Genomic DNA, 407 nt, shown 5'->3' on the forward strand with positions numbered 1-407 from the left:
ACGGTCGACTTCTTTGAAAACGAAGGCTTCGTGAAGTTCGACGCTCCGCTTTTGATGCACTCGGCTCCAGAAGGGACGACCGAACTCTTCCACATCGACTACTTCGACCACGATGCCTACCTGTCACAGTCAGGCCAGCTTTACGGTGAAGTCGGGGCAGAAGCTTTCGGCAAGATCTTTACCTTCGGCCCGACCTTCCGGGCAGAAGCCTCCAAGACCCGCCGGCACCTGACTGAATTCTGGATGATGGAACCGGAAATGGCCTGGATGCACCAGGATGAATCCCTGGATTTGCAGGAACGCTTCCTGTCCTACGTGGTTGGCCAGGTACTGGAACACTGCGAATACGAACTGAGCATCTTGGGCCGGGATCTGGACAAGCTGCGTCCGGCCGCTGAAGGCAACTA

1 protein-coding gene is annotated in these 407 nt (G+C 56.3%); it reads left to right on the forward strand.

Annotation, left to right across the window (positions count from 1 at the left end; all coding sequences use genetic code 11):
* On the forward strand, positions 1-407 hold a 407-nt coding region (locus lacNas_RS11660; RefSeq protein WP_307865699.1), incomplete at both ends, for an amino acid--tRNA ligase-related protein.

It is taken from the genome of Lactobacillus nasalidis, assembly GCF_016587775.1.
Classification (GTDB): domain Bacteria; phylum Bacillota; class Bacilli; order Lactobacillales; family Lactobacillaceae; genus Lactobacillus; species Lactobacillus nasalidis.